20 protein-coding genes, 1 tRNA gene and 1 pseudogene are annotated in these 21,390 nt (G+C 72.4%); 10 read left to right on the top strand and 12 right to left on the bottom strand.

Annotated features, from left to right (window positions below):
• The 7 genes from mnhG to K329_RS0118590 form a co-directional block, all read right to left on the bottom strand.
• On the bottom strand, positions 1–381 hold the full coding sequence (mnhG, locus tag K329_RS0118620) for a monovalent cation/H(+) antiporter subunit G (protein ID WP_028474225.1): 381 nt from the start codon (positions 379–381) through the stop codon (positions 1–3).
• A complete protein-coding gene (locus tag K329_RS30465; protein ID WP_211225908.1) occupies positions 378–761 on the bottom strand; it encodes an MrpF/PhaF family protein in 384 nt (127 codons plus the stop codon). Before K329_RS30465 ends, mnhG begins: the two co-directional genes overlap by 4 nt.
• The gene (locus tag K329_RS27945; RefSeq protein WP_211225907.1) at positions 758–1,318 is read right to left on the bottom strand and encodes a Na+/H+ antiporter subunit E; all 561 of its coding nucleotides are present in this window, start codon (positions 1,316–1,318) and stop codon (positions 758–760) included. The genes K329_RS30465 and K329_RS27945 overlap by 4 nt, the downstream gene beginning before the upstream one ends.
• On the bottom strand, positions 1,315–3,009 hold the full coding sequence (locus K329_RS0118605; RefSeq protein ID WP_028474224.1) for a Na+/H+ antiporter subunit D: 1,695 nt from the start codon (positions 3,007–3,009) through the stop codon (positions 1,315–1,317). The genes K329_RS27945 and K329_RS0118605 overlap by 4 nt, the downstream gene beginning before the upstream one ends.
• A gap of 8 nt (positions 3,010–3,017) precedes the next feature.
• Positions 3,018–3,455 (bottom strand): Na(+)/H(+) antiporter subunit C, encoded by a 438-nt coding sequence (locus K329_RS27940; RefSeq protein ID WP_043644205.1) that lies wholly within the window; start codon positions 3,453–3,455, stop codon positions 3,018–3,020.
• Between the two features lies 1 nt (position 3,456).
• The gene (locus K329_RS0118595; protein WP_028474223.1) at positions 3,457–6,369 is read right to left on the bottom strand and encodes a Na+/H+ antiporter subunit A; all 2,913 of its coding nucleotides are present in this window, start codon (positions 6,367–6,369) and stop codon (positions 3,457–3,459) included.
• Between the two features lie 181 nt (positions 6,370–6,550).
• Positions 6,551–7,204: a LysE/ArgO family amino acid transporter gene (locus tag K329_RS0118590; RefSeq protein WP_052337100.1), complete on the bottom strand. Its 654-nt coding sequence runs from the start codon at positions 7,202–7,204 to the stop codon at positions 6,551–6,553.
• A gap of 70 nt (positions 7,205–7,274) precedes the next feature.
• Between K329_RS0118590 and K329_RS0118585 the strand changes: the two genes are divergently transcribed.
• Positions 7,275–8,153, top strand: a complete 879-nt coding sequence (locus K329_RS0118585) for a LysR family transcriptional regulator ArgP (protein ID WP_028474221.1) — start codon at positions 7,275–7,277, stop codon at positions 8,151–8,153.
• 128 nt (positions 8,154–8,281) lie between these two features.
• Here the strand turns inward: K329_RS0118585 and K329_RS0118580 are convergent, their stop codons facing one another.
• On the bottom strand, positions 8,282–10,150 hold the full coding sequence (locus K329_RS0118580; RefSeq protein ID WP_028474220.1) for an acyl-CoA dehydrogenase: 1,869 nt from the start codon (positions 10,148–10,150) through the stop codon (positions 8,282–8,284).
• 280 nt (positions 10,151–10,430) lie between these two features.
• On the opposite strand from K329_RS0118580, the gene K329_RS0118575 reads away from it, so the two are divergent.
• Both K329_RS0118575 and K329_RS0118570 read left to right on the top strand, forming a co-directional pair.
• The gene (locus K329_RS0118575) at positions 10,431–11,336 is read left to right on the top strand and encodes a sulfite exporter TauE/SafE family protein (protein WP_028474219.1); all 906 of its coding nucleotides are present in this window, start codon (positions 10,431–10,433) and stop codon (positions 11,334–11,336) included.
• A 60-nt stretch (positions 11,337–11,396) separates the two neighbouring features.
• Positions 11,397–11,855, top strand: coding sequence for an RrF2 family transcriptional regulator (locus K329_RS0118570; RefSeq protein ID WP_028474218.1), 459 nt, complete (start codon positions 11,397–11,399; stop codon positions 11,853–11,855).
• A 28-nt stretch (positions 11,856–11,883) separates the two neighbouring features.
• Here the strand turns inward: K329_RS0118570 and K329_RS0118565 are convergent, their stop codons facing one another.
• The 3 genes from K329_RS0118565 to K329_RS0118555 form a co-directional block, all read right to left on the bottom strand.
• Positions 11,884–12,549 carry a DUF2461 domain-containing protein gene (locus K329_RS0118565; RefSeq protein WP_028474217.1) on the bottom strand — a complete coding sequence of 222 codons (666 nt, stop codon included), beginning with the start codon at positions 12,547–12,549 and terminating at the stop codon, positions 11,884–11,886.
• Positions 12,549–12,624 (bottom strand) — tRNA-Gly (locus K329_RS0118560). Before K329_RS0118560 ends, K329_RS0118565 begins: the two co-directional genes overlap by 1 nt.
• 34 nt (positions 12,625–12,658) lie before the next feature.
• Positions 12,659–13,453 carry an SGNH/GDSL hydrolase family protein gene (locus K329_RS0118555; protein ID WP_028474216.1) on the bottom strand — a complete coding sequence of 265 codons (795 nt, stop codon included), beginning with the start codon at positions 13,451–13,453 and terminating at the stop codon, positions 12,659–12,661.
• 56 nt (positions 13,454–13,509) lie between these two features.
• Between K329_RS0118555 and dcd the strand changes: the two genes are divergently transcribed.
• The 7 genes from dcd to K329_RS0118520 all read left to right on the top strand — a co-directional run bounded on the left by dcd (position 13,510) and on the right by K329_RS0118520 (position 20,543).
• A complete protein-coding gene (gene dcd, locus K329_RS0118550) occupies positions 13,510–14,085 on the top strand; it encodes a dCTP deaminase (protein WP_028474215.1) in 576 nt (191 codons plus the stop codon).
• A gap of 137 nt (positions 14,086–14,222) precedes the next feature.
• Positions 14,223–15,278 carry an ABC transporter substrate-binding protein gene (locus K329_RS0118545; RefSeq protein WP_028474214.1) on the top strand — a complete coding sequence of 352 codons (1,056 nt, stop codon included), beginning with the start codon at positions 14,223–14,225 and terminating at the stop codon, positions 15,276–15,278.
• A gap of 25 nt (positions 15,279–15,303) precedes the next feature.
• Positions 15,304–16,350 (top strand): FecCD family ABC transporter permease, encoded by a 1,047-nt coding sequence (locus tag K329_RS0118540; protein ID WP_245596604.1) that lies wholly within the window; start codon positions 15,304–15,306, stop codon positions 16,348–16,350.
• A complete protein-coding gene (locus tag K329_RS0118535) occupies positions 16,347–17,423 on the top strand; it encodes a FecCD family ABC transporter permease (RefSeq protein WP_245596603.1) in 1,077 nt (358 codons plus the stop codon). The genes K329_RS0118540 and K329_RS0118535 overlap by 4 nt, the downstream gene beginning before the upstream one ends.
• On the top strand, positions 17,420–18,289 hold the full coding sequence (locus tag K329_RS27935; protein ID WP_052337099.1) for an ABC transporter ATP-binding protein: 870 nt from the start codon (positions 17,420–17,422) through the stop codon (positions 18,287–18,289). Before K329_RS0118535 ends, K329_RS27935 begins: the two co-directional genes overlap by 4 nt.
• On the top strand, positions 18,286–19,269 hold the full coding sequence (locus K329_RS0118525) for a siderophore-interacting protein (protein WP_028474211.1): 984 nt from the start codon (positions 18,286–18,288) through the stop codon (positions 19,267–19,269). The genes K329_RS27935 and K329_RS0118525 overlap by 4 nt, the downstream gene beginning before the upstream one ends.
• Before the next feature lie 65 nt (positions 19,270–19,334).
• The gene (locus K329_RS0118520; protein ID WP_028474210.1) at positions 19,335–20,543 is read left to right on the top strand and encodes an MFS transporter; all 1,209 of its coding nucleotides are present in this window, start codon (positions 19,335–19,337) and stop codon (positions 20,541–20,543) included.
• A 198-nt stretch (positions 20,544–20,741) separates the two neighbouring features.
• Here the strand turns inward: K329_RS0118520 and K329_RS29865 are convergent.
• Positions 20,742–21,390: pseudogene (locus K329_RS29865) on the bottom strand (hypothetical protein); the annotation flags it as partial.

The raw sequence follows: 21,390 nt of genomic DNA, 5'->3' as shown, positions 1-21,390 counted from the left end.
TCAGGGGGCGCCGCGGCTGTCGCGGAGGCTCTCCTTGAGGCGCGGGATCGCGTCGCCCAGCTCGTCGGCGACGAGGAGGTCCTTGCGGACCTGACCGGCGCGGTACGCCGCGCGCCCCGCCATGTGGGACGCGACGGGCGCCGTGACCATCTGGAAGACCGCGACGAGCAGCAGGATGGCCGTCGCGGACGGGTCCCGCAGGCGCAGCGCGAGCCCTGCCACCACGAGCAGCAGACCGAGCACCTGGGGCTTGGTGGCCGAGTGCATGCGGGTCAGCAGGTCGGGGAAGCGCAGCAGGCCGATCGCGGCGATGACGGTGAGCAGCGCGCCCGCGATCAGCAGGATGCCGGCCACGATGTCGGCGACGTCGGTGAGCGTCATCGGTTCATCCTCCTCGCCCGCAGGCTCCGCTCGCGCAGGCTGCGCTCGCGCTCACGCTGGGGTCGGACACCGCGGGCGCGGTTCTCCGGGTTGTCGGACTCCTCGGCCTCCACGTCGTCGCTGCCCGGCGAGAAGCGGGCGATGCTGACGGACCCGACGAACCCGAGCAGGGTGGCGACGAGCAGCAGGGGCATCGTCTCGGCGTTGCGGTCGATCGCCGCCTCGACGGCGATGGCGCAGATGCTGATGGCGATGAGCACGTCGAACGCGATGGCGCGGTCGAGCATGGTCGGGCCCAGCGTCATGCGCAGGAGCACGAGCAGGGCGGCGACGCCGAGCAGGACCCCGGTGATCACGAGCAGCACGGTCAGCACGGTCACGGGGTCTCGTCCTCCTCGAGGCCACCGAAGGCCCGCACGACGCGGTCCTCCTGGGCCAGCACGTTGGCGCGCACCCGGTCGATGCCCTCTTGGTCACGGATGTCGATCGAGTGCAGGAACAGCGTGTGGCTCGACCGGTGGGCCTCGACCACGACGCTGCCCGGCACGAGCGAGACGAGCTCGGCGACGACGGTCAGCACGAAGTCCGACCTGCTGCGCAGGCGCACCTCGACCAGCGCGTTCATCAGCGGCTTCGGCGGGAAGAGCGTCAGCCACGCCACCTGGGCGCTCGCCCGGAACACGTCGAAGACGAACCGGCCGAGCAGCACGACCGCGGCCCAGGCGTTGAACTGCAGGCGCATCTTGAGCGGGGGGAGCGGGAAGACGAAGCAGACCCCCACCGCCACCAGCACCCCGCCGACCAGCGAGAGCGCCGAGTAGGAGCCCCAGAGGATCCACCAGACGAGGGTGAGCACCAGGATCATCGGCCACTGGATCGACCGGTAGCGCGCGGGACGCTGCCGTCCGCTGCGCGTGGTCTTCATCTGCGGGCTCACGGGGCGTCCTCCCCGAGCACGGCCGAGAGGTACGGCGTGCCGTCGAGCAGGTCGGTGGCCGCGCGATCGGTGTAGGCGAACAGCGGCCCGGCGACGACGGTGATCGCGAGGCTCACGGCGACGAGGCCGGCCGCCGGGACGGTCATCCAGTAGGGCAGGTGCTGGGGCAGCGCGTCCTCCTGGATCAGCTGGTAGAGGTCCTTGTCGGAGCTGTCGTCGTCGGCCACCCGGCGGGCGTCGTCGAGGTCGCTCTCGCCGAAGGCCACCGAACCGACGTGCACGTGCCCGCGGTGGCGCACCATGTGGGGCGTGGCGGACCCGGCCTCCGCGGCGGGGTCCTGCTCCCCGGGCAGGGCGCGCATCATCTCGTGGGCCTGGGCGGGCGAGCGCCAGAAGGCCAGGGCCCACGTCTTCGCCACGGCGTACAGCGTGAGCAGGCTGGTGAGCGTGCCGCCCGCCACGAGCACGATCGCCGCGAACGAGCCCTCCGCGAGACCGGCCTGCAGCAGCCCGACCTTGCCGAGGAACCCGGACAGCGGCGGGATGCCGGCCAGGTTCATCGCCGGGATGAAGAAGAGCACGCCCAGCACCGGCGCGAGCCGCGCGAGCCCGCCGAGCCGCAGGAGCGCCGTACTGCCGGCCCGGCGCTCGATGAGGCCCACGACCAGGAACAGCGCCGTCTGGATGGTGATGTGGTGGGCGACGTAGAAGATCGCGCCCGACAGCCCCGCACCGGTCGCCAGGGCGATGCCGAAGATCATGTAGCCGATGTGGCTGACCAGCGTGAAGGACAGCATGCGCTTGATGTCCGACTGCGCGATGGCGCCGAGGATGCCGATGAGCATCGTCGCGAGCGCCACCCACAGCAGCAGGTCGGTGAGCGGGCTGTCCGGGAACATCAGCGTCTGCAGGCGGATGATCGCGTAGACGCCGACCTTCGTGAGGAGGCCGGCGAACACCGCCGTGACCGGTGCGGGCGCGGTCGGGTAGCTGTCGGGCAGCCACAGCGAGAGCGGGAAGACCGCCGCCTTGATCGAGAACGTCACCAGCAGCAGCAGCTGCAGGGTGAGGCTCACGCTGTCGGGCAGCTCGGCCACGCGCTGGGAGATCTGCGCCATGTTGAGCGTGCCCACGGCGGCGTACACCGCGGCGAGCGAGACCAGGAACAGCATCGAGGAGACGACGTTGATGACGACGTAGATCGTGCCGGCCCGGATGCGCGTGGCCGTGCCGCCCAGCGTCAGCAGCACGTAGCTGGAGAACAGCAGCATCTCGAAGCTGACGAACAGGTTGAACAGGTCGCCGGCCAGGAACGCGTTGGACACGCCGGCCACCAGCACGAGGAACGTCGGGTGGTAGATCGAGACGGGGGTCTCGGCCTCGTCGCCGGTCATGCCCTGACCGATCGAGTACGCGAGGACCGCCAGTGTCACGACCGCGGAGACCAGCAGCATGAGGGCCGCCAGCCGGTCGGCCACGAGCGCGATGCCGATGTCGGTCCAGCCGCCCAGCCAGACCACCTGGGGGCCGTGCTGGTCGGCCGCCACGAGCAGGAAGGCGGCGATGACGACGATGGCGACGAGCACGCCGAAGGTCACCGCGCGCTGGGCCTGGGGTCGCTTGGAGAGCATGAGGGCCGCGCCGGCGCCGAGCAGCGGCAGCAGCACGGGCAGGGGGACGAGACTGTTCATGGTGTCGCTCATACGGCGCCGTCCTCCTCGGGGTCGTCCTCGTGCTGGCCGTCGGTCGTGAGGCCGTAGCTGTCCGAGGTGGCGTCGTCGTAGGCCAGCTTGCGGATGGCGGCGTCCTCCGTGTCGTCCTGGACGTCGTCGTTGCCGTTGATCTGCCAGCTGCGGTGGGCCATCGCGAGCAGGAAGGCGATGGTGCCGAGCGTGATGACGATGGCGGTGAGCACCAGGGCCTGGGGCAGCGGGTCGGCCATGTCCTCGGGGTCCGACGACCCGACGAGGGGCGACGTGCCCGCGCGGCCGCTGGCGACCAGGAACATGATGTTGACGCCGTTGCTCAGCAGCACCAGGCCGACGAGCACGCGGGTCAGGCTGCGCTCGAGCAGCAGGTAGACGCCGCAGCCGACGAGCGCGGCGCAGACGATCACGAGCGTGAGGTTGACGTCCACGTCAGACCACCGCCTGCTCGGTCGTCGCGTCGTCCGGGCTGCCGTCGGCCTTCTTCTCGGCCCGCACGATCTGGCGGTCGAGGCGGGAGCCGAAGGTGCGGAGCAGGTCGAGGATGAGTCCCACCACCACGAGGTAGACGCCGATGTCGAAGAAGACGGACGACACGAGGTGGATCTCGCCGAGCAGCGGGATCTGCAGGTAGGTGTCGTAGGACTGGAGCACCGTGCCGCCGAAGATCATCGGGCCGAGGCCCGACGCCGCCGCGATGAACAGGCCGGTGCCGATGAGGATGCCGGCGTCGATCGGGGCCGCCTCGTCGAGCTCGTAGCGGCCGCCGGCCAGGTAGCGCACCATCAGCGCGAGACCGGTCACCATGCCGGCCGCGAAGCCGCCGCCGGGCTCGTTGTGGCCGGCGATGAGCAGGTAGATGGCGAACACGAGGATGACGTGGAAGATCAGCCGCGTCACCACCTCGAAGATGATCGAGCGCCGGTCGGGGCTCATCGTGCGCGGGCCCGGGAGCCAGACGCGACGGCCGGGCTGGGTGGGCTGCTTCTCGACGCCCTCGGGGTACGGGATGTCGTAGACGCGGCGGATGCCCGACATCCGGGTGTCGAGGAAGATCAGGCTGGCGACGCCGGTGGCGGCGGCGACGAGCACGGCGATCTCGCCCATCGTGTCCCAGGCGCGCATGTCGACCAGGGTGGTGTTGACGATGTTGTTGCCGTAGGCGAACTCCTTGGACGCCTCCGGGAACGTCGCGGAGATCGGCTCGGCCTCGCGGGCGCTGCCGGTGGTGAGCAGGAAGCCGGCCACGGCCACCGCGAAGAGCGCGGCGAGGCCCATCCGCCAGAACCGCTGGCGGCTCAGCGGGCGGTTCGTGAAGTGCTCCGGCAGGCGACGCAGCACCAGCACGAAGACCACGAGGCTCACGGTCTCGACGAGCACCTGGGTGAGCGCGATGTCGGGGGCGCCGTGCACGAGGAAGAGCAGCGCGCAGCCGTAGCCGGTGACACCGGCGAGGATGACGGCGCGCATCCGGCGTCGCGACCGGACCGTGCTGAGCGCCGCCACCACGATGACCGCGCCGATCACCGGCTGGGCCAGCCGGTCGTACGCGATCACGTTGATCCGGGTCTCGTCGCCGAGCAGCCCGCGCACCACGGCGTACCCCGGCAGCAGCAGCACGACGCCGAGGATGATCGCCAGGTAGGCCGCCACCGAGCCGCGCTGGAACGTACCGGTGACCTCGACCGCCATCCGGTCGACGCCGCGCATGAGGAAGCGGTAGACGCCCTCGGCGTTCACCGACAGCGCGGTGCGCTTCTGGAAGCGGCAGAGCGGCTCGCGCACCCAGAAGAGGGCGAGACCGCCCACCACCGCGACGACGGAGAACAGCAGGGGCAGGCCGAACCCGTGCCAGAGCGCGAGGTACTCCTCGTGCTCGCCGGCGACGAGCGTGTCGGCGTACGGCGAGAAGGCCGTCGTGAGGGCGGCGCCCGCGAAGCCGAGGCCGAGGCTCAGCGCGGCGAGCACGATGGGGGAGACGGCGAACGCCGGGTTGAGGGGCTTGACCTTCGTCGCGGGGACGCCGGGCTTGGAGGCGAACGCGCCCCAGAGGAAGCGGGTCGTGTAGCCGACCGTCAGCGCCGAGCCCGCGACCAGGCCGGCCACGACGAGCCAGCCCGCCCAGCCGGGCACGCCGGCGGTCTCGCCGTGGGCGAGCTCGATGAGGCCGGAGAACACCGTCTCCTTGCCCACGAAGCCGAGCAGCGGCGGGATGCCCGCCATCGAGAACCCGGCGAGCACGGCGGCGGCGGCCACGGCGGGCATCGCCCGGCCCACCCCGGAGAGCTCGTGGAGGTCGCGCGTGCCCGTCTGCTTGTCGACGATGCCGACCACGAGGAAGAGGGTGGCCTTGAAGAGCGCGTGGCCCAGCAGCACGGCGAGGCCGGCGAGGGCCGCCGTCTGCGACCCGATCGCGAAGATCACGGTGAGGAAGCCGAGCTGGCTGACCGTGCCGTACGCGAGCAGCAGCTTGATGTCGATCTGGCGCAGCGCCCGCCAGCCCGCGAGCAGCATCGTCACCGTGCCCAGCGTCAGCAGGCTGAGGTGCCACCCCGGCACGGTCGCGAACGCGGGGGCGAGCAGCGCGACGAGGTAGATGCCGGCCTTCACCATCGACGCGGCGTGGAGGTAGGCGCTGACCGGCGTCGGCGCCGCCATCGCGCCCGGGAGCCAGAAGTGGAACGGGAAGATCGCCGACTTGCTCAGCGCGCCGACCAGCATCAGCAGGATCGCGATCGTCACGGGCGTGCCGCTCGGCGGGTCGGCCAGGATCTCCGAGATCCGGTGGGTGCCCGCCTCCTGGCCGAGGAGCAGCATGCCCACGAACATCACCAGGCCGCCGAGCGTGGTGACGATGAGCGCCTCCATCGCGGCCAGCCGGCTCGCGCGCTTCGTCGGCTCGAAGCCGATGAGCAGGAAGGAGAAGATCGTCGTGAGCTCCCAGAACACGAAGAGCACGAGCAGGTCGTCGGACATGACGAGACCGAGCATCGCGCCGACGAAGGCCGTGAAGCTCGTCGTGAAGATGACGAGGCCCTTGTCGCCGTCCTTGAAGTACCAGGCGCAGTAGCTCATCACCAGCACGCCGATGCCGGCGACGATCAGCAGCATGACCCACTGCAGCGTGCCGACGGCGAAGGCGAGCTCGAGGTCGAGGCCGGGCACCCAGCGGACGACGGTCGTGACCGTGCCGCCGTCGCGCACGTCGCCGTACAGGCTGAAGGCCCAGACGGTGGTGACGAGGGGGACGAGCGCCAGCGCCAGGAACGCCCGTCGGCCGAGGAGGCGGACGAGCGCGGGCGCCATCATGGCAGCGACGAAGTGGGCGAGGACGACTGCGAGCACGTGGTGCGGCCTTCGTGGTCGGCGCGGCCGGTGGAGTGCGGCAGCGGAGGGGGGCAACGGAAGGTCGGGGGATCGGCTCCATCCTAGTCGAGAGCGCCACGCCCGCCGCCGCCCCGCAGCGACCACGAACAGCCATGGGGAGTGGCTCCCATCGACGACGTCCCAGTACCCCGGGCCGGTCTCACGCAGGCGCGTGCAGCGCCAACCGGGCGGCGACCGCGAGCATCACGACGCCGATGAGCAGCTCCACGACCCGCCACGTTCCGGGCCGTCCCAGCACGCGGTGGGCGCGCGAGGCGCCGTACCCCAGCAGCGTGAACCACACGAGGCTCGCGGCCACGGCGCCGCCCGCGAACCACCAGCGCAGGGTGGGGCCCTCGTGCTGCGCGACCGACCCGAGCATGAGCAGGGTGTCGAGGTAGACGTGCGGGTTGAGCCACGTCAGCGCCGCGGCCGTCAGCAGGGCGCGGGTGGCGGTGCCGCCGACGGCGCCCGCGACGGAGCCGGCCGCCTGGTCGGTGGTGAGCGCCGCGCCGCTGCCCGCGCGCCGCAGGGCGAGCACGCCGTACGTCACGAGGAACGCCACCCCGCCCCACCGCGCCACCTCGAGCAGCGCGGGCGCGGCCGTGACCAGGGTGCCGAAGCCTGCGACGCCGGCCGTGATGAGCACGGCGTCCGACACGGCGCAGACCGCCACGACCGGCCCGACGTGCCGCCGCAGGACCCCCTGGCGCAGGACGAACGCGTTCTGCGCGCCGATGGCGACGATGAGGGTGAGGCCGGTCAGGAGGCCGGTGAGGAGGGTGCCGGTGGCGCCGGCGGGCAGGAGGTCCACGCCGACGACGCTAGGGTCGCGGCGCTCTGCAGGGAAGCGAATGAATCTGGCGATGCCTTAGCGTTGCTTCATGTACCCACCCGCCCAGCTGGCGGCCCTCGTGGCCGTGCTCGACCACGGCACCTTCGACGCGGCGGCCGGTGCGCTGCACGTGACGCCATCGGCGGTCAGCCAGCGGATCCGCGCGCTCGAGACCCAGGTGGGCCAGGTGCTGGTGACGAGGTCGCTGCCGTGCCGGGCGACGGAGGCGGGCGAGGTGCTGGCCGCGCTGGGACGGCAGACCGCCCTGATGGGCGCCGAGGCGGCCGAGCGGCTGGGTGGCTCGTCGGGCGTACGGCGGGTGGCCGTCGCGGTGAACGCCGACTCGCTCGCCACCTGGTTCCGCGACGTGTTCGACGCCGTCGCCACCTGGGAGGGTGTCGCGCTCGAGCTGTTCGTCGAGGACCAGGCCCACTCGGCGCGGCTGCTGCGCGACGGCAAGGTGCTCGCCGCGGTCACCTCCGACGCCCACCCCGTGCAGGGCTGCAGCGTCGAGGCCATCGGGTCGCTGAGCTACCACCCCGTCGTCGACGCGTCGCTGCTCGCGCGGGCCGGGGGACCGGACGCGGTCGACTGGCGAGGCGTGCCCATGGTGCGGTTCAACGAGATCGACGACCTGCAGCACGAGTGGCTGCGCGCCACGGGGAGGCCGGAGCCCGTGGTGGTGCACCGCGTGCCGACCACCGTCGACTTCGCCGAGGCGGTGCGCCGGGGGCTGGGCTGGGGCATGTACCTCGACGGCCAGCTCGCGGCCGCCCGACGGCGCGGCGACGACGTCGTCGAGCTGTCGCCGGGGCGCCCGCTCGTCGTACCGCTCTACTGGCAGCGCTGGCGGATCTCGTCCGAGCTGATCGGCCGGTTGACGGGGGCGGTGCGGGAGGCTGCGCCGGTTTCACCGGCTAGCCGGTGAAACCGGCACCTGGCGCACGAAGGTTCGCGTGACAGGTGCCGGGTTCGTCACCTAGCCGGTGAAACCGGCAACGGCCCCGGGCGGAGCGCCCGGGGCCGTCGTCGTACGTGCTGGGTGGTGCAGGTGCCTCAGAAGGAGGACTCGTCGAGGTCCATCAGGGAGAGGTCGACGGCCTCGGCGATCTTCCGCTCGGCGGAGATGCGGGGCAGGTTCGTCTGCGCGAAGAACTGCGCCGCCGCGATCTTGCCCTCGTAGAACGCCTTGTCCTTGCCCGGGTCGCCGGCGAGCGCACCGAGCGCGACCTCTGCGCCGCGGAGCAGCAGCCAGCCGCAGACGACGTCGCCCAGCGCCATGAGCAGGCGCGTGGTGTTGAGGCCGACCTTGTAGACGTTGCGGATGTCGCCGCCCGACGAGGCGTCGGCCGACATGAGGTCGTTGATCATCAGGCCGACGAGCGCGTTGGCGTCGTCGAGCGCGGTGGCGAGCAGTTCACGCTCCGTCTTCAGGCGACCGTTGCCGGCCTCCGACTCGATGAAGGCCTTGATCTCGCCGGCGAGGTGGCCGAGCGCGGTGCCCTGGTCCTTGACGATCTTGCGGAAGAAGAAGTCCTGGCCCTGGATCGCGGTGGTGCCTTCGTAGAGGGTGTCGATCTTGGCGTCGCGGACGTACTGCTCGATCGGGTACTCCTGCAGGAAGCCCGACCCGCCGTACGTCTGCAGCGACTCCGTGCCGAGGAGCACCCACGAGCGCTCCGAGCCGTAGCCCTTCACGATCGGCAGGAGCAGGTCGTTGACCTTCTCGGCGATCTCGTCGCGCTCGCCCGCCGCCTCGGCGATGAGCACGCGGTCCTGCCACGAGGCGGTGTAGAGCACGAGCGACCGCATGGCCTCGGCGAACGACTTCTGCGTCATGAGCGAGCGGCGTACGTCGGGGTGGTGCGTGATGGTGACGCGCGGCGCGGTCTTGGCCGAGTTGGTGAGGTCGGCGCCCTGGACGCGGCTCTTGGCGTAGTCGAGCGCGTTGAGGTAGCCGGTCGAGAGGGTCGCGATGGCCTTCGTGCCGACCATCATGCGGGCGTTCTCGATGACCTGGAACATCTGCGCGATGCCGTCGTGGACCTCGCCGAGCAGCCAGCCCCGGGCGGGCTCGCCGCCGCCGACCTGCGGGTCGCCGAAGGTGACCTCGCACGTGTTGGAGACCTTGATGCCCATCTTGTGCTCGACGTTCGTGACGTAGACGCCGTTGCGCTCGCCGGTCAGCTCGCCCGTCTCGTGGTCGAAGTGGTACTTCGGCACGACGAAGAGGCTGAGGCCCTTGGTGCCGGGTCCGCCGACGCCCTCGACGCCCGCGGGGCGGGCCAGCACGAGGTGGATGATGTTGTCCTGCAGGTCGGACTCGGCCGAGGTGATGAAGCGCTTGACGCCCTCGATGTTCCAGGAGCCGTCCTCGTTCGGGGTGGCCTTCGAGCGGCCGGCACCGACGTCGGAGCCCGCGTCGGGCTCGGTCAGCACCATCGTGGCGCCCCAGCGCTTGTCGATCATGAGCTGCGCGATGCGCTTGTCGCGGTCGGTGCCGTTGCGGTGCACGATGCCGGCGAAGGCGGGACCGGCGGCGTACATCCAGATCGGCGCGTTGGAGCCGAGCACGAACTCGCCGAGCGCCCACACCAGCGAGGCGGGGGCCTTCTGGCCGCCGAGCTCCTCGGTGGTCTGCAGGCGCCACCACTCGGCGTCCATCCACGCGTCGTAGCTCTTCTTGAAGCTGGCCGGGACCGGCGCGGTGTTGGTCGCGGGGTCGAAGACCGGCGGGTTGCGGTCGCTGTCGTCGTACGACGCGGCGAGGTCCTCGCGGGAGAGCCGCTCGACCTCGGCCAGGATCGACCGGGCGGTCTCGCCGTCGAGGTCCTCGAACGGGCCGGTGCCGAGGATCTCGTCGCGGCCGAGCACCTCGAACAGGTTGAACTCGATGTCGCGGAGGTTGCTCTTGTAGTGGCTCACTACATCCACCTTCTCAGGAGTGCGGGGTGGGCCGACGCAATCGCTACCGGCCAGTAACTTCAATCATCCTCAGGGTGCGCGGCAATTTCAAGTCGAACCGACGAACTGGTCGCGGCTGATCGGTCACGTTCTGGCGCCGCCCTCCCGGGCTGCGCCCCGTCGGGATGTCTCGGGATGCGAACGCGACGCGTCCGGGTGGGGCTCCTAACCTAGGTTTTCTGGTCGAGATACCTCCTGCGGTCGACATCGGCCCCGGGACCGCCGAACGAGGAGACCCGCCGTGCGCAAGCTGATCGTGCTGGGCGTCGTCGGCTTCCTCGCCCAGCTCATCGACGGGTCGCTCGGCATGGCGTACGGCGTGACGTCGTCGACGCTGCTCCTCGCCGTCGGGGTCGCCCCGGCCGCGGCGTCGGCGGCCGTGCACTTCTCCGAGATCGGCACCTCGCTCGTCTCCGGCTTCTCCCACCACAAGCTCGGCAACGTCGACTGGCGGACCGTGTCGATCCTGGCCGGCCCCGGGTTCGTCGGCGCCTTCATCGGGGCCACGTTCCTCGTCTCGCTGCCGGCCGACGTCGCCAAGCCGTGGGTCGCCGGCATCCTGCTGGCCCTCGGCCTCTACGTGATCTTCCGGTTCCTGGTGCTCGGCGGCCGCCGTCCGACGTTCAAGGGCCGGCCCGGAGCGGGCTTCCTCGTACCCATGGGGTTCTTCGGCGGCGCGCTCGACGCGATCGGCGGCGGCGGCTGGGGCCCGGTCGGCACCACGTCCCTGCTCTCGTCGGGTCGCCTCGAGCCCCGCAAGGTCGTCGGCTCGATCGACACGTCCGAGTTCGTGGTCGCCGTGGGCGGCTCGCTCGGGTTCCTCCTCGGCCTCGGGGCCGCGGGCATCGAGTGGGGCTACGCGATCGCGCTCCTCGCGGGCGGCGTCGTCGCGGCGCCGATCGCGGCGTACCTGGTCAAGATCCTCCCGGCCCGCGTGCTCGGCGTCGCGGCCGGCGGCCTCATCGTGGTGACCAACTCCAAGACGATCGCCGAGGTGCTCGGCGCGAGCGGCGGCCAGGTCGGCGCCGTGACCGGGACGCTCGCCGTGCTGTGGATCGGCGGCATCGCCTGGGCCGTGAAGCACGAGCGGATCGCCCGCCGGCTCGAGGCCGCCCGGGCCGGCGAGCGCGAGCCCGCGACCACCTGACCGCCCGTCCGACCCGCCGCCTGCGGTCGTGACGGGCGTCGCGTCTGACAGAATCGCCGCATGCGCGTCTCTGCCAAGTCCGACTACGCCCTCCGGGCGCTCATCGAGATGGCGGGACGCGACGACGGACGGCCCGTGAGCGCCGAGGAGCTGGGCCGGCTGCAGGAGATCCCGCACGGCTTCCTCCAGGCGATCCTCGCCGACCTGCGCCGCTCCGGCGTGGTCGTGTCGCAGCGGGGCCAGTACGGCGGGTGGCGGCTCCAGCGCGCCGCCGCCGAGATCTCCGTGGCCGACGTCATCCGCGCCGTCGACGGCCCGCTCGTCTCCGTCTACGGCCTGCGCCCGGAGTCGGTCACCTACAACGACTCGGCCGCCGTGCTCCAGCACGTGTGGATCGCCGCGCGCCACTCGCTGCGCGACGTCTTCGAGAACGTCACCATCGCCCAGCTCGCCACCGGCGAGCTGCCCGAGGTCGTCACGCGGCGCACCGCCGACGAGGACGCCTGGCAGACGCGCTGAGCGCCCGGTCGACGGCTCGGTCGACGACTCAGTCGACGTCGGGGGCGAACGGGTCCTCGAGCACCTCGGCGAGGGTCTCCACCAGCGGGCGCAGGGCCTGCCAGTCGCGTCGTACGTCGTCGAGCAGCGCCGGCACGCCGATCGTCGTGGGCTCGAAGCCGTAGTCCCGGTTGAGCGTCACCGACCGGTGGCGCAGCAGCCCGATGCGCGGGTGGTCGCCGCTGTAGCCGCGCGGCGAGGTCTTCAGCCGGTCGCCGCCGAGGCTCCAGCCGTCGGCCTGGAGGTCGGCGAGCATCTCCTCGAGCAGCGGTCCGGTGTCGGGGTCCGCGGCGTACGCCCGGAAGCGCGCGAGGTGGGGGGCGTCCGCCCGGTAGAAGCCGCCGCCGACGTTGACGCCGCGGGCCGACACCTGGACGTACCAGCCGCAGGAGGGACCGGCCGCGACGAACGCGCCCTGGTGCGTCTTGTACGGCGTCTTGTCGGTGCGGAAGCGGACGTCGCGGTAGGGGCGGAACACCTTGGCGGCCCCGAACTCCGGCTCGAGCGCCGCGGTCAGGGCGAGCATCGGGGCGCGCACCGCGTCGTCGTACTGCTGCTTGTGGGCCAGCCAGAAGCTGCGGGTGTTGTCGAGCTCGAGGTCGTCGTAGAAGTCGAGCGCGGCCTCGGGGAAGCCGCCGAAGGTGGGTGAGGACATGGAGCGGACGACGAGACTCGAACTCGCGACATCGACCTTGGGAAGGTCGCGCTCTACCAACTGAGCTACGTCCGCATGGACGTCGGCTGACCGACGACCGCAGGGAATGCTACTCGACCGGGGCCAGCCCGGGGCGTCGAGGGCTGATCGAGTCGCCCGACGACCGTCCGGTGAGCCGGCGCTGGATCCAGGGGACGAGGAACCCCCTGGTCCACGCGGCGTCGGCCCGGAGGCGCTCGAGGCGGCTCACGTCGGCGAGGTCGTCGAGCGGCAGCGGCTCCAGGTCGTGGGTGACGCCGAGCGCGTCGAGCACCATGATCGCGACGAGCTGGTGGCCGGCGGGCCCCAGGTGCATGCGGTCGACGTCCCAGAGGCGGGCGTCGCTCGCGACGACGCCGTCGGGCAGGCGGTGGGCCATGCGCCACGAGTCGGCGACGGTCGCCCCGTGGCGGTCGGCGATGACGCGGACGTGCTCGTTGTAGAGGGCGAACCGGCCGCGGATGGGGGCGTAGATGCCGCCGTTGCCGGGGTCGAACGCGGTGAAGAGCACGACCTGGGCGCCGGTGGCGGTGAGGCGGCCCACGGCGACGTCGTACGCCTCGGCCAACGTGTCGAGGTCGACCTTCGGGCGCACGATGTCGTTGGCGCCGGCGTAGATCGTGACGAGGTCGGGCGCGAGCGCGAGGGCGGGGTCGACCTGCTCGTCGAGGATGCCCAGCAGCTTGCGGCCGCGGATCGCGAGGTTCGCGTAGGCGAAGTCGTCCGTCTGGCGCGCCAGGGCCTCCGCCACCCGGTCGGCCCAGCCCCGCACGCCGTTGGCGCGGGTGGGGTCGTGGTCGCCGACACCCTCCGTGAAGGAGTCCCCGAGGGCGACGAAGCGGTGGTACGGCGGCGCGGTAGGCATGGCTTCATTGTGCAGTGCACGGATCGGAAGCGGCCTACATGGCCTAGGTTGGGCGCGTGCTGCTCTCCGACCGCGACATCCTGGCCGAGATCGACGCAGGTCGTGTCTCCCTCGACCCGTTCGAGCCCGACATGGTGCAGCCGTCGTCGGTCGACGTACGGCTCGACCGCTTCTTCCGGGTGTTCGACAACCACCTCTACCCCCACATCGACCCCGCCGAGGACCAGCCGGACCTCACGCGCCCGGTCGAGCCGGTGGGGCAGGAGCCGTTCATCCTCCACCCCGGGGAGTTCGTGCTCGGCTCGACGTACGAGGTCGTGGGCCTGCCCGACGACATCGCGGCGCGGCTCGAGGGCAAGTCGTCGCTGGGCCGGCTCGGCCTGCTCACCCACTCGACGGCCGGCTTCATCGACCCCGGCTTCTCGGGCCACGTGACGCTCGAGCTCGCCAACGTCGCCAACCTGCCGATCAAGCTGTGGCCGGGGATGAAGATCGGCCAGCTCTGCTTCTTCCGCCTGACGTCGGCCGCGCAGCACCCGTACGGGTCGGAGCGCTACGGCTCCCGCTACCAGGGTCAGCGGGGCCCGACGGCGTCGCGGTCGTTCCAGAACTTCCACCGCACGGAGATCTGAGGGGCGCTCCGCGCGGGGTCGGACGTGACGGCAGTCACTGTCCGGGGCCGTGATGCGGTCTCGCGAGGGCTTGCACAGGTAAGGCTGGCCTTAGTAGCGTCCGTGGGGTTGTCATCCCCCCTCGTTAGGACAGCTCGTTGCGCAAGCTCCCCCTCCGTCGTACGTCGGCCCTCGTCGCCGCCGCCGGCGTGACCCTCGTCGGCCTCACCGCCTGCTCCACGGGCTCCTCCACCGCGGACAACGCGGCCGACCCGACCGCGAACACGTCGGCCGACGCCGAGGTCTTCCCGGTCAGCATCGACACCAGCTTCGGCGAGGTGACCATCGACGACGTGCCCGAGCGGGTCGTCGCCCTGGGTCCCGACTCCGAGGTCGCCCTCTCGCTCGGCGTCGCGCCGATCGCGATCGAGCGCAACGACTGGGCCGGCGGCGACGAGGGCCGGACGCTGTGGTTCGACGAGGCCTTCGCCGAGATCGAGGGGGCCGAGGACCCGCAGCTGCTCGACACGACCGACGGCACGCCGGTCGACGAGATCATCGCGCTCGAGCCCGACGTGGTGCTGGCGACGAACTCGGGCATCACCGAGGACGACTTCAACGAGCTGATGGACGCCGGCATCCCGGTCGTCGGCTACCCGGGCGTCCAGTGGACCACCACGTGGCAGGAGTCGCTCGAGATGGTCGGGGAGGCGCTCGGCCGGGCCGAGCTGGCCGCCGACGTGACCGAGGAGACCGAGCAGCTGCTCACGGACACCGTCGCCGAGCACCCCCAGCTCGAGGGCGCCTCGTTCCTGTGGGGCTACTTCGACGCCACGGACCTCTCCAAGGTCGGTCTCTACACCAGCGTCGACAACCGTCCCCGGATCCTCGAGGAGATGGGCATGGTCAACCCGCCGATCATCGCGGAGGGCGCCGACGACGTCTTCTACTTCGACGTCTCGCTGGAGCGTGCCGCCGAGCTCGAGGCCGACGTGTTCATCGCGTACGCCACCTCGGAGGAGGAGGCGGCCCAGCTGGTCGCGAACCCGCTCGTCTCGCAGATCCCGCCGGTCGCGGCCGGCAACACGCTGATCTCGATCACGCCCGCCGACTCGGCCGGGCTCTCCGCACCGTCGCCGCTGGCGCTCGAGTACGTGATGGAGAACTTCATCCCGAAGCTCGCGCTGGCCGTCGACGGCCAGCCGCAGACGTGACCGACGACCGGCGAGCTCTGAGCGTGTGACCGCACAGGCTCCTCCCGACCTGCCCGGCCGGACCGCCACAGCCGGCCGGGCACGGAACACCCGAGCACGCCTCGGACTCACGACGAGCGTCGCGATCGTCCTCGCGGCGCTCGTCGTCGTCTGCGTCGCCTCGCTCCTCCTGGGCTCGCGCCACGTGCCGCTCGCCGCGCTGTTCGACGGGGACCACCCGGACCACGTCTTCATGGAGGCGCGGTTGCTCCGCACCGGGGTCGGCCTGCTCCTCGGCGCCGCCTTCGGCGTCGCCGGCGCGGCCATCCAGGGCCTGACGCGCAACCCGCTCGCCGACACGGGACTGCTCGGCATCAACGCCGGCGCGGCCTTCGCGATGGTCGTCGGCATCACCTACCTCGGAGCGTCGGGCTTCTCGGAGTACATCTGGTTCGGCTTCGTCGGTGCGGGACTGGCCGCCCTCGGGGTGCACCTCGTCGCGAGCATCGGCCGCGGCGGCGCGACGCCCGCGAAGCTCGTGATCGCCGGCGCCGCCCTCACGGCGGCGCTGACGAGCTGGACCACGGGCGTGCTGCTCACGAACCGCGACACGCTGCAGGCCATCCGCCGCTGGCAGATCGGCAGCGTGGCCGGCAAGGAGCAGGACGTCGTGCTCACCGCCCTGCCCTTCGTGCTCGCCGGCATCGTGCTCGCGCTCGCGAGCGCTCGGATCCTCAACGCCCTCGCGCTCGGCGACGACCTCGCCAAGGGCCTCGGCCGGAAGACCGGTCGCGACCGGGCCGTCGTCGGGGTCGCCCTGATGCTGCTCGTCGGCGCCTCGGTCGCGGTCGCCGGTCCGATCGTCTTCCTCGGCCTCCTCGTGCCGCACCTGGTGCGGATGCAGGTCGGCGGCGACTACGCCCGGGTGCTGCCCTTCAGCGCCGCCTGGGGCGCCGCGCTGATGGTCGGTGCCGACGCGCTGGGCCGGGTGCTGCTGCCGCCGGGCGAGATCGAGGTGGGCGTGATGATCGCCGTCATCGGCGCACCCGTGTTCCTCGTGATGATCCGTCGTGGAAGGTTGGGAAGCCTGTGACCGCCCTCGACGAGACGACCACGGCGAGCCCCCGACGTACCGCACCCGGTCCGGACATCGAGCGGGTGCGCCGCGCCCGCCGGGTCCCGCGCCGCCGCCACGGCGTCGTCCTGCTCGGCCTCGCCGCGGCCGTGACGACCCTGTTCCTGGTCAACCTGCTGCTCGGCTCCTACACGTTCACGCTGCCCGACGCGGCGGTGCTGGCGTTCGGCGGCGACATCGGGAACCCGACCGCGGCGTACATCTTCACCGAGTCCAAGCTGCCCCGCGCGCTCCTCGCCGTCTTCGTGGGCCTCTGCTTCGGCGCCGGCGGGGCCGTGTTCCAGACGACGCTGCGCAACCCCCTGGCGAGCCCGGACATCATCGGCATCAGCACGGGCGCGAGTGCAGCGGCCGTCGTGGCGCTGCTGACGTTCGACCTGCGGGGCGACGCGGTCGCGCTGGCGGCGGCGATCGGAGCGGTGGCCACCGCGCTGCTCGTGCGCTGGGTGGCCGGCGGTGCGGGGGGTTTCCGGCTCGTGCTCGTCGGCGTCGGCACCGGGGCCGCGCTCCTCGCCGTCATCCACTACCTGTTCAGCCGGGCCGCCATCTGGGACGCCCAGCTCGCCCTGCGCTGGCTGTCGGGCAGCCTCAACGACGCCGACTGGTCGCGCGTGCGCACCATCGTCATCGTCCTGGTGGTGCTGCTCCCCCTGCTGTGGTGGTCGGCGGCCGCGTTGCGCGTGACGGAGCTGGGGACGGACGCCGCGTCCGGGCTCGGCGTCACCCCACGTCGCAGCGAGCTGCTCATGCTCGTGGCGGTGCTGCTCGTGGCGGCCGGGGTGGCCGCCGCCGGCCCGGTCGCCTTCCTCGCGTTCCTCTCGGGACCGATCGCGCGGGGTCTCAACAAGGGGCGCACCAGCATCGCGGGCGCCGCCCTCGTGGGCGCGGCCATCCTGCTCGGCGCCGACTACGTCGGCCAGTACCTGATCGGCGGGGTCAAGATGCCCGCCGGCGTCATCACCGGCGCCGTCGGTGCCCCGTTCCTCCTCTGGCTCATGGCCCGAGGGGCCAGTGGAAGGAGTCCGCGATGAGCGCGGCCACGCCCCTGACCGGCTCCGAGAGCGCCCCGACCCGGCTGTGCGCCGACGGCGTCTCGCTCGGCTACGACGACCGCACGATCGTGCACGACCTCACCGTCGCGATCCCCGACGGCAAGGTCACCGTCATCGTCGGCGGCAACGGCTGCGGCAAGTCGACGCTCCTGCGGGGCATGGCCCGCCTGCTGCGCCCGCGCGGCGGCGCGGTGCTGCTGGACGGCGAGGCCGTGCACACGCTGCCCACCAAGAAGGTGGCCCAGCGCATCGGTCTGCTGCCGCAGAACCCGATCGCGCCCGAGGGCGTCACCGTGGTCGACCTCGTCGGCCGCGGTCGGCATCCCCACCAGAGCGCCTTCCGGCGCTGGGGCGCCGAGGACGACGCGGCGGTGGCCGAGGCGCTCGCCCTCACCGACACGACCGACCTGGCCGAGCGGATCGTCGACGAGCTCTCCGGCGGCCAGCGCCAGCGGGTGTGGATCGCCATGGCCCTGGCGCAGGGCACCGACCTGCTGCTGCTCGACGAGCCCACGACGTACCTCGACGTCGCCCACCAGGTCGAGATGCTCGACCTGCTCCACGAGCTCAACACCCGCGCCGGTACGACCATCGTGATGGTGCTCCACGACCTCAACCTCTCGGCGCGCTACGCCGACCACCTCGTGGCCCTCAAGGAGGGCCGGATCGTGGCGGAGGGCACGCCCGAGCAGGTCGTCACCGAGGGCGTCGTGCTGGAGGTCTTCGGGCTCGAGAACCGGGTCATCACCGACCCGGTCTCCCACACGCCGCTGGTGCTGCCCGTCGGGCGTCGCCCGGCCCGCGGTGCCGTCGTGGCCCTCGACAACATGAAGGAGAACCAGTGAGCCTCCCGACCATCCTCGACGTGGCCGAGGTGCGCGCCGTCCGTCGTGTCTCCCCGTCGTTCGTGCGGGTCGAGCTGGGCGCGGACTCGTTCGCCGAGCTCGGCCCGGACGGCCCCATCCTCGACCAGCGCATCAAGCTCGTCTTCCCGGGCGTGGGCGGGCGGCTGCCGGTGATCGAGCCGACCGAGGACTGGTACGGCGCGTGGCTCGCCGTGCCCGAGGACGAGCGCGGCTCGATGCGCACCTACACGATCCGGGACATCGTCGGCGAGGGCGTCGACACCCGCATGGTGGTCGACATCGTCGTGCACGACCCCGGGGAGCACGGCGAGTCGTCCGGTCCCGGCAACGACTGGGCCCGTGCCGCCACGGTCGGCGACCGGGTGCTGGTGCTCGCGCCCCGCCGCGGTCATGTCTACGGCGGCATCGAGTGGCAGCCGGGCGACGCCACGGACCTGCTGATCGTCGCCGACGAGACCGCCGTCCCGGCCGTGTACGGCGTGCTCCGCGACCTCCCCGCCGGCGCCCACGGCACGGCGTACCTCGAGGTGCCCGGCACCGACGACGTGCTCGACGACGTCGTGGGCCCCGCCGGTGTCGAGGTCGTCTGGCTGCCCCGCGACGGCGCCGAGCGCGGCGCGGCGATCGTCGACCGGGTGCTGGAGCGGCTCGACCGCACCGCCGACGCCCACGCGGCGCGGCTGGCGCACGAGGCCGGCGTCGACGACGCCGAGCCGGTCGAGGACGACGGGGAGGACCTCGTCTGGGAGACGCCCGTCTTCTCCGGGGCGGGTGAGGAGGTGGCCGACGCCACCGCGACGGCCGTCGACGGCCCCTACGCCGGCCTCTACGCCTGGATCGCGGGCGAGTCGCGACTCGTCACCGGCCTGCGACGACGCCTCGTGAAGGACCTCGGCATCGACCGGCGCCAGGTGGCCTTCATGGGCTACTGGCGCGAGGGCGTGGCGATGAAGGGCTGAGGCCCTCGACGACCAGGACCACCCCGGGTGGGGAGGCGCTCCCAGGCGGCTGGGATCCTGGCCGGGTGGTGGACGACGGGACCGGGGTGCAGCGGCACCGACCGGGCTCCCCGGAGTACCGCCGCCTCAACCTCGCGATGCTCTGCGCCGGGCTCGCCGCGTTCGGGATGCTCTACGCCACCCAGCCCGTGCTGCCCGAGATCGCGGTCGCGTACGACGCGGACCCGGCCACCGCGGCCCTGACGGTCTCGGCCAGCACCGGTGCGCTGGCGGTGGCCGTCGTACCCGTGACGGCGATGGCGCTGCGGTGGGGCCGGGTCCGGACGATGCGCGCCGGCCTCCTGCTCGCCACGGCCCTCGCCCTCGCCTGCTCGGTCGCCCCGACCCTCGGGGTGCTCGTCACCCTGCGCGGCCTGCTCGGTCTCGTGCTCGCCGGCGTCGTCGCGGTGGCGATGGGCCACGTGGGCGCCGAGGTGCACCCGAGCGGCATCGGTGGGGCGATGGGCCTCTACGTCGCCGGCAACTCGCTCGGCGGTGTCGGTGGCCGGCTCGTCACCGCGGGCGTCGCCGACCTGGGCTCGTGGCGCCTCGGGCTGGCCCTGCTCGCCGCGGCCGCCCTCGCCGCGACGGCGGCGTTCTGGTGGCTCCTGCCCCCGGCGGTCAACGACCGGCCCGCCGGGCGGCGGGCGGGCGCCGTACGCCCCCGGGCCTTCCGCGCCCTGCTGCGCGACCCCGCGGTGCTGGCGCTCGTGGCCATCCCGTTCCTGCTCATGGGCGGTTTCGTCGCCGTCTACAACTACCTCACGTTCCGGCTCGTCGAGGAGCCGTTCGCGCTCCCCGTGGCCATCGTGGGGCTCGTGTTCCTGGCCTACCTGGCGGGTACGGCGTCGTCCGCCGTCGCCGGTTTCGCCGCCGACCGCGTGGGACGCCCCACCGTGCTCCTGGGCGGCGTGCTCGTCATGCTCGGCGGCCTGCTGCTCACGGTGCCCGACGTGCTGCCCCTCGTCGTCGTCGGGCTCGTCGTGCTCACGGCCGGCTTCTTCGCCGCCCACGCGGTGGCCAGCGGCTGGGCGCCCCAGCTCGCCGGCCCCCACGCCACCCAGGCCAGCGCGCTCTACGTCTGCGGCTACTACGCGGGGTCCAGCCTCTTCGGCGCCTGGGTCGGTACGGCGTGGGGCGGCGCCGGCTGGGACGGCGTCGTCGTGTGGGTCGCGGGACTGCTCCTCGCCGCCCTCGCCTGCGGCGCGTACGTCGCCCGCCGCAGCCGGGCCTGAGTCGTCCTCGCCCGTCCGCCCGTGTAACGCGGTGTCCGGGCTACTGCACACGCGTAAGAACGCGCACTCAGACGCCTGGACACCGCGTTACACGGGGTGGGGGCTGGGGCTGAGCGATCGGGGGCGGGGCGAAATGACCATCGGGGTGATCCGGTGCCATGAGGTGGCACCGGATCACCCCGATCGGGTGAGGCTTGCTCAGAGGTCGAAGAGCGAGCTGCTCCCGTGGATGTCGACGTCGGTGCGCGGCTCGTTCGTCGCGCCGCTGGACGTCGGCTTCGGCTTCTCCTCGGGCTCGGGCTCCGTGGCGTCGGGCTCGACGGTCGGGGCCTCGTCCGCCGGCTCGGGCTCCGCCTCGGACGGCTCCGGCTCGGTGACCTCGACGCTGTCCTGGGCTGCCGGGGTGGCCTCCTCGGCCTCGGTGACGGCTGCCTCCGGCTCCGGCTCGGGCTCGGGCTCCGGGGCGACCTCGGCCGCCGCTGTGGGGGCCGGGGCCTCCGGAGCGACGATGTCGAAGAGCGAGCCGCCCTCGGGGATGGAGGTGCCCGGCGTCGGCCTGCTGGCGGCGGGCTTCGGCGCAGGCGCCTCGGCCTTCTCGGTGACCGTCGCCTCGGGCTCCTCGGTGACCGTCGGCTCGGGCTCGGCCGCCGGCTGCGGCTCGGCCTCGTCCGCGACCTCCGCTGCCGGGGCGGCGGGGTCCGCCTTCGGAGCGGACTCCGCCTTCACGGCGGGGGCCGGGGTCTCCGGGGCGACGATGTCGAAGAGCGAGCCACCGGTGGGGATGGAGGTGCCCGGCGTCGGGCCGCTGGTGGCGGGCTTCGGCGCGGGGGCCTCCGGGGTCTCAGGA

Origin of the sequence: Nocardioides alkalitolerans DSM 16699 (genome assembly GCF_000426525.1) — a bacterium.
GTDB lineage: Bacteria > Actinomycetota > Actinomycetes > Propionibacteriales > Nocardioidaceae > Nocardioides > Nocardioides alkalitolerans.
The sequence above is the reverse complement of the archived record's forward strand: the minus strand, read 5'-3'. Positions and strand labels throughout refer to the sequence as shown.

Bases quoted from the DNA above. Each gene is read 5' to 3' on its own strand.
- mnhG (WP_028474225.1), bottom strand. From the start codon at position 381: ATGACGCTCACCGACGTCGCCGACATCGTGGCCGGCATCCTGCTGATC.
- K329_RS0118605 (WP_028474224.1), bottom strand. From the start codon at position 3,009: ATGAACAGTCTCGTCCCCCTGCCCGTGCTGCTGCCGCTGCTCGGCGCC.
- K329_RS0118585 (WP_028474221.1), top strand. From the start codon at position 7,275: ATGTACCCACCCGCCCAGCTGGCGGCCCTCGTGGCCGTGCTCGACCAC.
- K329_RS0118570 (WP_028474218.1), top strand. From the start codon at position 11,397: ATGCGCGTCTCTGCCAAGTCCGACTACGCCCTCCGGGCGCTCATCGAG.
- K329_RS0118565 (WP_028474217.1), bottom strand. From the start codon at position 12,549: ATGTCCTCACCCACCTTCGGCGGCTTCCCCGAGGCCGCGCTCGACTTC.
- K329_RS0118555 (WP_028474216.1), bottom strand. From the start codon at position 13,453: ATGCCTACCGCGCCGCCGTACCACCGCTTCGTCGCCCTCGGGGACTCC.
- K329_RS27935 (WP_052337099.1), top strand. From the start codon at position 17,420: ATGAGCGCGGCCACGCCCCTGACCGGCTCCGAGAGCGCCCCGACCCGG.